Here is a 9,157-nt window from a genome sequence, read left to right as displayed (position 1 = left end):
GCCGTCGAGGGGGCCGACGCCCGGTCGGTCCTCGTCATCGGCGGCGCAGGCTGCGCATGGCCGCGGCATGCCGTGGCCGTGGACGACGCCGTGCAGGTGACCGTGGTGGAGGTGGACCCGGCCGTGGTGGCCATCGCACGCCGGGAGTTCCACTTGGACGACGCCGTGGCCAGGGCCGGATCAACCCCCTCCGGCGAGCCCCGCCTGCGGGTGGTGACCGACGACGGCCTGCGGTTCCTCGCGCGGCGGGCCATGAAAGGCGGCAGGCCTTTCGACGCGGTGATCAACGACGCCTATGCCGGCACCGACGCCCCNGAGGCGTTCCTCTCGCCCGTGGGCCTCTCGCTGGCCAAGGGCGCCATGGCCCCCGGAGGCCTCTACGTGGCGAACGTGGNCTGCTCCCCCACCGACCCGTCGCCGGTGCTCGCAGCGCGGGACGCCCTGCTCGGCACCTTCTCCCACGTGTGGGACGTGCCGTGTCCCGACCCCCTGGCCGAGGAGGAGAACCACCTGCTGGTGGCGAGCGACGCTGACCGGGAGGTGCCGGGCGCCTACCCCCTGTGAGGGGCCGTGTCCCACCAGTCGGACACTTTTGTCCCATCACCCGGGCACTTTTGTCCCAACGGGTGGGCGTCTCGGCCGTCACGCGGACGCCGGCACCCGCGGAACGTTCTGCGGATGCCTTTTCACCCGTAATAGCTTCCGCGGGCGCCCCCCCATGCGTCCAAATGGGACAAAAGTGCCCGACCATTGGGACANAAGTGTCCGAGTGATGGGCCCTACGTGGCGAACGTGGTCTGCTCCCCCACCGACCCGTCGCCGGTGCTCGCAGCGCGGGACGCCCTGCTCGGCACCTTCTCCCACGTGTGGGACGTGCCGTGTCCCGACCCCCTGGCCGAGGAGGAGAACCACCTGCTGGTGGCGAGCGACGCTGACCGGGAGGTGCCGGGCGCCTACCCCCTGTGAGGGGCCGTGTCCCACCAGTCGGACACTTTTGTCCCATCACCCGGGCACTTTTGTCCCAACGGGTGGGCGTCTCGGCCGTCACGCGGACGCCGGCACCCGCGGAACGTTCTGCGGATGCCTTTTCACCCGTAATAGCTTCCGCGGGCGCCCCCCCATGCGTCCAAATGGGACAAAAGTGCCCGACCATTGGGACAAAAGTGTCCGGGTGATGGGCCAGTGGGGCAGGGGCGGGTCAGTCGAAGACCGCCACGTAGCGGGCGTCCTCCTCCCCCACCTTGACGGTCATGACCCGGTCGCGGCTCACGAGGCGCCCCGGCGTCCCGTCGCCGGCGTCCTCGTGCCAGCCGCGGAACCGGTGGCCGGCCACCTCGTAGGCGCGGAGCGGGGCGTGGTCGCCGGCCATGAGGCCGCGGTCTCCCACGGCGTCGCCGCCGTCGGGGCGGGGCGGGTACGGCACGGCGTCCACGGCGAGCGTCGGCGGGAAGTCGCCCCTCTCGGCGAAGCTGGCCCAGGCCTCCTCCACGCGCCCCTGGGGCAGGCGCCCCACGAGGTCGGCCCCGTCGAGGACCAGGGAGTGGCCGGCAGCCAGAGACCCGGCCGAGAAGACCTCCTGGGCGAGCACCGCCCCCTCGGGGTGGCAGACGGCGCAGGTGGCGTCGATGGCGGCGTTGTCCTCTCGGGCGGTGAGGCGCACGAGGTAGCGGCCGTCCACGGGCAGCCACAGGCAGAGGCGGTCGGCGCGGTGGTCGGCATAGACCGCCACGGAGTCGGGGGTGTCGAGGAGGTCGGGGTCCACCTTGTCGCCCACGATCCGGCTCACCACACGGCCGCCCTCGGCCCGGGGCTGCAGGGCCGCCCCCTCAAGGCTCACGGCGCCGTCGTTGAAGGTGTCGGTGGGGTGCGGGTCGTCGAGGCAGACGACGTCCACGTCCAGGGTGCCGTAGAAGGTGATGCGCCGGGTGTCGGCGCGCCAGCCGTCCAGGACGTCCTCGCCGAGGGCGTCGACGGCCTCCAGGCGCGCCAGGTAGTGCTGCTCGTTGTGGGTGATGGGGCTCAGGGGCTTGAGGAACTGGTCCTCCACGAAGTAGCTCAAGGCGTGCCAGTAGGCCCCGGCGGCCAGCCGGGCCAGGGAGGCCGCGGCCTTCACCCGCTCGAGGCCGGCCGTTCCGGCCACCCGGCAAAACGCCTGGAAAAAGTCGCTGAACGGGTGCCAGTGGCACCCGGCGGCATGGGGTAGCGCGTACATCTCGGCCACCGTGGCGGCGCAGCACACCGCCTCGTGCACGAAGGAGTCGGGGCCGGCGATGCCGTGGACGGTGTAGGCTCTGGCGCCGNCGAGGNCGNGGNAGCGCCTGTNGGCGTCGGCCTTGGTGCGCTGGAAGGCCCGGTAGGACGTGGCGATGGAGGGTAGGAAGACGTCGGTGCCGTAGCGNCGGAACCCCCAGTGGGCGGCTGGGATGCGGCCGATGAAGTCCTCCGGGTGGTTGATGTTCCAGATGTTGCCGTAGCGCGGGCCGTGGGCGTCCTCGTCGAAGGTGGTAAGGCTGCAGGCCAAGGTGTAGGTGTAGACGTGGTCGGGCGTCACGGAGAATCCGCGGTCGCCCCAGGTGTCCAGGTCCATGCCCAAGATGTTGGAGATGGGGCCGCCGCGGCTGTGGCCGCAGTTCCAGATGCGGGTGGTCGCGATGTCCAGGCCGTGGTCGCGCAGGTAGCGCTCGAGGTTGCCCAGGCACTCCAGCTCGCTGGCGCGGAAGCCCTCGTGCCAGCGGAGCGAGGCGTAGTCGCCGCCTNCCACGGAGTCCGCGACGTCGGCGTTCGAGAGCCACTCGAGGGTGGGAGATGTCCCGCGCACCACACAGGCCACGAGCTCGAACCCCTCGCCGTCGGGACCGGCGAGCGCCTGGTGGCCGAAGGCGTAGGCCACGAGGTTGACGTCATGGTCGATGTCGGCGTGGTCGTCCCTGTTGCGATGCAGGTAGGAGCTGATGTCGACGTCCTTGAAGCCGTAGGCGGCCATGGTGTCGAGGATATAGGAGAAGCCGTTNGCCTGGCGGTTGCCGTAGGTGGCCGAGGCGAGCCCCATGGACGACGTGGCCAGCAGCGGGTTGTAGCGGTCCGCTGGGAGCGAGAACCACGCCGGGTCGAAGGGCGCCGTGCAGGAGGCGGGGATGTAGCCCTCCTTGGTCTCGTGCTCGATCTTGGGGTCGTCGGTGCCGTAGGAAANCTCGACNCGCCGCNGGGTGGGGCTGGCGAGGAGCTGGTCGTAGGGTATAGCGGGCTGCATGGGGCCTCCCGAGGGATCGGCGGGCGCGGGTCTGTCGGGGTGGTCTCTACCCCGCGGCGCACGCATCCCGGCGCCCCGCCCCATCACCCGGACACTTTTGTCCCAATGGTCGGACACTTTTGTCCCACCTCGCCGGCGGAGCGGGGGCGCCCCGGTCCGCGGCCGCGGCGGAGCCGCCCTACAGGGGTCGCATGCAGCGGGGCCACCCTGTAGGGGCACCCTGCAACGGGGCGTTGCGACAGGGACCCGCTGCGGGGCGGCGGGTCGCGCATCGGGGCGCCTTCGCGTGCCGAAACCCACCCTCCAAGACCCCCTTGCGGCAGGAATGCGCTGGAGGGCGCACGGCAACGCGGGCCCGCGCCAGAGGGGCGTCGCAGGGCGGCCCTGCAGGGCGCCGTTGCGGAGAGACCCCACCACGGCCCACGGGCCCCGCTGCGGACGTGCCCCCCGCTGGGACGCCCCGGCGACACGGTCGCCGCCGGGGGAATCATCAATACCGCAATAAGAGAAGTGACAGATGGGCCAGGCGCCTCTGTCACGCGGCGCACACGAGGGGCGCCGCGCCCCCTCTGCCACATCCGGTAGCATGGGGCGCGGCACGGCGGCGACGGCGAGGAGGGCCCATGACACAGGAGCGACGCTACCCCACCTTCGGAGAGGTGCGCTTCTCCGTGCTGCGGCACTTCGAGGCACGGCGGTTCGCGTACGCCGCCGCGCTGCTCCGCGACGCCGAGCCGCCGGAGCCGTTTGACCTCGACCTCGGCGCCCCCTCCCAGCAGGAGCTGAACACCGGCCCGCAGCCCTGGCTCGAGGCCGCCGACGAGCTCGACCGCGCCATCGCCGAGGCGCGGCTCCCCCACACCGCCGTGCCCCGCACCGACCCCGCCACCGGCGCCCCCATGGAGCTGCCGGCGGCCCTGGTCGGCCTCACCCCCGAGGACGTCTCACGCCTCTCGGGGCCCTTCTCGGCCACGATGTCGCGGCTCAACGCCCACGCCCGCGCGTTCCGCCCCTACGGTCCCTTTTCGGCCGGGGAGGCCGAGGAGCTCCTCTGCCTGTCTGAGTGCTGGGACCGCGAGGGGATCAAGCTCCTGCTGGAGGTGGCCNACTGGTTCCTGACCCACGACCCCACCGGCCTCACCGCGCGGCAGCTGCCCGTCGACGGCCTGGGAAGCAAGTGGCTGGACGACCGGGACCGCCGGCGCTGCGTGCTGCTGCTCACCCATCGGCGCGGCCTCGGCCTCTCGGAGCGGGAGCGCGTGTGGCAGTGGCGGCTGCTGGACCCCGCATGGGCGTCGGACCCGGGGCACCCCCGGTTCGCGTTCGCGCTGTCGGGCGACGCGCCCTGGGAGCCGCCGTACGAGCCGAGGACCGTCGTGGTGAGCGAGAACCGCGACTCCATGGAGGCGTTCCCGCTGTCGGTCNCCGGGGCCGTGTGCCTGTGGGGGCNGGGCGCCACCGCTCCGCGGGCCCTCGACGACCTTCCGTGGCTGGCNGCGGCCGAGCNCGTCTACTACTGGGGCGACATCGACGCCGCGGGCCTGGAGATCGCCGACCGCTTCGTGGCCGCCTGCGAGGCACGGGGCGTGGCCGCGCGGACCCTCGCCATGGACGGCGGCACCTACCGGCGGTTCTCACGCTTTGGCGTGGATGTGGACGAGGGCGCGCGGCGCGCGGCGCGGCTGGACCACCTGAACGGTGCCGACAGGATCCTCTACAAGCGGCTCTGCTCCAAGGANTGCCNGNGCCCNCGCCGCGTGGAGCAGGAGAAGGTCCCCTACGANTGGGTGCTGTCCCAGATGGCCGAGACGNGCGNCCCCGCCGTGCGGCAAGCCGCGGGCGGCGGGACGGCGGGCTCCGGCGAGCCGGACCGACGCGGGGCGACCGGGACCACCGTGACGGTGCACCTCTCCCCCGAGCAGATGGAGCTGGTGTCCGACGCGGCCCGGGCGGCGTCCATGGGCGTGGCGGCCTACGTGCGCGCGATGGCCCTGGAGGCCGCCGACGGGTGGGAGTAGGGCGCCCGGGCAAGCCGTCCCGTCACCCCGTCACCCGTGGATCCTCATCGTGCCAATCGTGTGGATGAAGGCGGGGTCCCCGTGGTCCACGATCTCGCTCGCGCCGCGGTCCAGGGAGGCGACCTCGCCCATCTCGGCCTCGGAGAGCTCGAAGTCGAAGATGTCGATGTTCTCCTCGATGCGCTCGCGGTGCACCGACTTGGGGATGGACACCACGCCGCTGCTCACCTTCTACACCGAGAAGGCCGGGGGGCGGCCGGAGGGCCGCTCGCTCGTGCCCATTGGAGANGCGGGCGCGACGCAGACCCTCTACCTGCTCTGGAGGCATGGCGACCGGTGGGCGCCGATGGCGGAGCGGGGGGCCGCGGCCCACGGCAGGTAGCGGGGCGGCCGCGGCGAGTGGCGGCGCAGACCGGCCGCCTGTCCCTTTGGTCGGACACTTTTGTCCCACTTCGGGAGGGCCGGCCCTTCGCCACTTTGACCGGGCACCCGCAGAAGCCTCCACGGGCGCCTTTCCGCCTGCAGAAGCTTCCACGGGCGGGCCGTCCGGCGATTGGGACAAAAGTGCCCGACCATTGGGACAAAAGTGTCCGGGTGGTGGGACAGGGGCGCGGGGCGAGGGGCCCCTAGTTGAAGCTCTTTGCCCAGTTGACCAGGGAGTCGTGGTAGGTGTTCTCGGCCACGTCGCGGCGCATCTGCTCGGTGACGGGGCCACGCATGGCCATCTGGGCCAGGACCGAGAGCTGCAGCTCCTGCACGGTCATGTCCTCGAAGGGCCTCTCNCGCCCGAGGAGGAAATCCATGGACAGCTCGGGCGTCTCCCGGCCCTCCCCCTCGTCGGCTTCGCGGGCCACAACGGCCTCGCGGGCGCGGTCGAGGAGCTCCTGCTCGGCGGCACGGGCCTCCGCGGCGCGAGCCTCCTCCTCGGCACGGCGCCGCTCGGCCTCCTCCCGCATGCGGCGCTGGGCCTCGCGGGCGGCCTCCGCGGCCGCAGCGGCACCGCCGTCGGCGGCGCCCTCCCCGTCTGATCCGTCCGCGGGGCGCCACACCTNACCCGAGCACGCTTCCATGGGCAGGTCCACCACACCGTCGTGGGCCCTCACCGTGCGCCCGGTGAGCGCACCCGTGTAGGCCGGGCGGCCCAGGGCGTCCACGGTCACCGTGGCGGGGTTGTCGTCGTTGTTCACCGAGACGATGGCGCTGTCGCCGCCCTCCAGTGTGCGGGCAAAGGCGTACTGCCGGTTGGTGAGGGCCAGCTCGCGGTACTCGCCATAGGACAGGGCGGGCGTCTCGCGGCGGATGGCGCCCAGGGCGGTGATGAGGGCGGCCGACGGCGAGTCCCGAAAGTCCGCGAGGTCCAGGGCCGGGCGCAGCATGTCGTCGGCGTAGGGGGTCCGCTTGCCCTCGATGGCGAACTCGCTTCCGTAGTAGACGGACGGCGTGCCGGGCAGCGTGTACATGAGCACGTGGACCGGCTCGAAGTGGCGCTTGTCGTCCAGCTTGGTCCAGATGCGGTCCACGTCGTGGTTGTCCACGAAGTTATAGAGGCGCNGGCCGTCNACGCGGTCGCCGCNCATGTCGTAGTTGCGCTTGACGGTGTGGGCGATCTCGAAGTAGTTGTGGTCGTTGTGGCCGCTGTAGAGGGCNTTGTGGAGGCTGTAGTTGATCACGGCGTGGAGCGTGTCGCCGTTGACCCAGCGGCTGTACTCGCCGTGGATGACCTCGCCCATGAGCCAGAAGTCAGGCTTCACGGCGTTGGCCACCGCGCGCAGGGCGTGCATGNAGTCGAAGTCCANCACGTCGGCGGCGTCCANGCGGATGCCGTCGATGTCGAACTCCGCCACCCACATGCGCACAGCGTCCAGCAGGTAGTCGCGCACGGCGGGGTTNCTCTGGTTGAGCTTGACGNGCAGGNCGTAGCCGCCCCAGGTGCCGTAGGAGAGGCCGTCGCCGTAGGAGTTGTCCCCGCCGAAGTCCACGTTGCAGAACCAGTCGCGGTAGGGGCTGGCCTCGCGGTGCTCGAGCAGGTCGCGGAAGGCGAAGAAGTCGCGGCCCACGTGGTTGAACACGCCGTCGAGCACCACGCGGATGCCGCGGTCGTGGGCGGCGGCCACGAGGTCGCGGAGGTCGTCGTTGGTGCCCAGGCGCGTGTCCACGAGGCGGTAGTCGCAGGTCTCGTAGCCGTGGCCCACGCTCTGGAACAGCGGGCCGATGTAGAGCGCCGTGACGCCGAGGCCGCGCAGGTGGTCGAGCCAGGGGACGAGCCCCGGCAGGCGGTGCTGCGGCTCGCCGTAGGGGTTCTGGCGCGGCGCGCCCAGGAGACCCAGCGGGTAGATGTGGTAGAACACGGCCTCGTCGTACCAGGGCATGGGCGATCCTCTCCACGCGGGTGCTCGTTCCAGAGGCCCGANTCTAGCCAACGGCGGCCGAATGTTCAACTTNGTTTCAGTCTGTGAACCGTTTGCCGGGCCCGCGGGGTGCGTACCCGTTCCGGGGGCGGAGGGCGGCGGCGCCCGCCGTGGCGGACATCAGACCTCGCGGCGCGCTGCCCGGCCGGCGAAGAGGATTCGCCGGCACTCGGCGTAGGTCACGGCGTAGTAGAGGGCCATGAACACCACGACGCCGGCCACGGTGGCCCCCGCCATGGCGCCGAACCCGCCGGCGCCCACGCCCATGGCCAGCAGCGCGATGAGGGTGAGGCCCACGGCGTCGTGGAGCAGCGCGCCCGCGAGCGGCACCCCGAAGTACACGGCCAGCTGAGAGCGGAGCGAGCGGCCCATCATGGCGTAGTCGGCGCCGAGGTCCGCCAGCACCCGGTAGCGGATGGCGCTGTCGGCAGCCTCGGAGAGCTGCTGCAGCGCCAGGACCGCCATGGCCGACAGCAGGAAGGCGATGCCATAGAACAGTCCGATGAAGCCGATGGGCGCCCATGTGAACGGGTCGGATATGCCGGCTCCTGGCGCCACGCCGTCCCTGATGCCCACCGAGAAGGCCAGGCCCGCGACCACCATGCACACGCCGCAGGCCAGCAGCACGCACACCATGGCCATGGCCATGGCCGAGCTGGACGCCTTGGCCTCCACCTGGCGCACCGTGAAGCACGTGAGGCCGGAGAGGTAGCGGCGGGGGTGCCTCCGCAGNNACGCGGGGACGCAGTGGGCCAGCGAGCGGAACAGCAGGTACGTGCCCGCAAGGGCAACGAGGCCGAAGGGGAGCAGCATCGCGAGGAACATGCCGGGCTGGAGCAGGACCGTCGCCCACACCGCCGCCACGAGCACGGCGCCGCCGACCAGCTGGAGCCGCTGGGCCCACGGGCGCCCCTCGCCCAGGAGCCGCTCCGGTCGCNNGNCGGNCGAGANCAGGGCGGCGGGGGTGCTCCTCGACACCANCCGTCCCGACGAGACGCAGGCCACGGCCACGAGCGCCGCGAAGCAGCCCAGGGTCCAGAGGAACGAGCCCGTGGAGAACACGAGGGCCGGCGCCCAGGCCACGCCGAAGACGTAGGCCTCGAGCAGCATGAAGTAGGGCGAGAACACCACGCCCGCGGCGACGCCCGCGGCAAAGGAGGCCGCGCCCACGAGGAACCCCTCGTAGCGCAGGATCCTCGACACATGGGGGCCGTCCATGCCCAGGATGGCGTAGAGGGCGAACTCCCGCTTGCGGCGCCTGAGGATGAATCGGAACCCGTAGCTCACCAGGAAGGCGAAGACGATGACGACGAACACCGAGAACGCGCTCATCACCGTGTTGAGCTGCTGGGATCCCAGGGTGGCGCGCTGGCGCTCGGTGAGGGCCATGGCGGCGAGGTAGTCGCCGGATGCGGAGAACGAGTAGAGCAGGCAGGCCGCGAAGGCGAGGGTGGCGAAGAACACCGAGTAGTCCTTGAGGC

The 9,157-nt window shown here is 71.8% G+C and carries 6 protein-coding genes; 3 read left to right on the top strand and 3 right to left on the bottom strand.

The features are described from left to right. From JX283_RS07215 to JX283_RS07205, 3 genes are all read left to right on the top strand, one after another. Positions 1-564, top strand: a 564-nt coding sequence (locus JX283_RS07215; protein WP_204829968.1) for a spermidine synthase, incomplete at its 5' end; no start/stop codon positions are given. 219 nt (positions 565-783) lie between these two features. After that, the gene (locus tag JX283_RS07210; protein WP_204829967.1) at positions 784-966 is read left to right on the top strand and encodes a hypothetical protein; all 183 of its coding nucleotides are present in this window, start codon (positions 784-786) and stop codon (positions 964-966) included. A gap of 2,907 nt (positions 967-3,873) precedes the next feature. Beyond that, positions 3,874-5,268 carry a Wadjet anti-phage system protein JetD domain-containing protein gene (locus JX283_RS07205; protein ID WP_204829966.1) on the top strand — a complete coding sequence of 465 codons (1,395 nt, stop codon included), beginning with the start codon at positions 3,874-3,876 and terminating at the stop codon, positions 5,266-5,268. A gap of 30 nt (positions 5,269-5,298) precedes the next feature. On the opposite strand, the gene JX283_RS07200 is transcribed toward JX283_RS07205, so the two are convergent. From JX283_RS07200 to JX283_RS08890, 3 genes are all read right to left on the bottom strand, one after another. Continuing rightward, positions 5,299-5,484 carry a hypothetical protein gene (locus JX283_RS07200; RefSeq protein ID WP_204829965.1) on the bottom strand — a complete coding sequence of 62 codons (186 nt, stop codon included), beginning with the start codon at positions 5,482-5,484 and terminating at the stop codon, positions 5,299-5,301. Between the two features lie 410 nt (positions 5,485-5,894). After that, entirely contained in the window at positions 5,895-7,637 is a 1,743-nt protein-coding gene (locus JX283_RS07195) for an alpha-amylase family glycosyl hydrolase (RefSeq protein WP_204829964.1), read from the bottom strand. Between the two features lie 159 nt (positions 7,638-7,796). Continuing rightward, positions 7,797-9,157 (bottom strand): FtsX-like permease family protein (locus tag JX283_RS08890; RefSeq protein WP_370583431.1); only part of this gene is annotated, 1,361 nt, incomplete at its 5' end.

Source organism: Olsenella sp. CU969 (genome assembly GCF_905219715.1).
Taxonomy (GTDB): domain Bacteria; phylum Actinomycetota; class Coriobacteriia; order Coriobacteriales; family Atopobiaceae; genus Granulimonas; species Granulimonas faecalis.
This window is presented reverse-complemented; position numbering and strand designations above follow the sequence as displayed.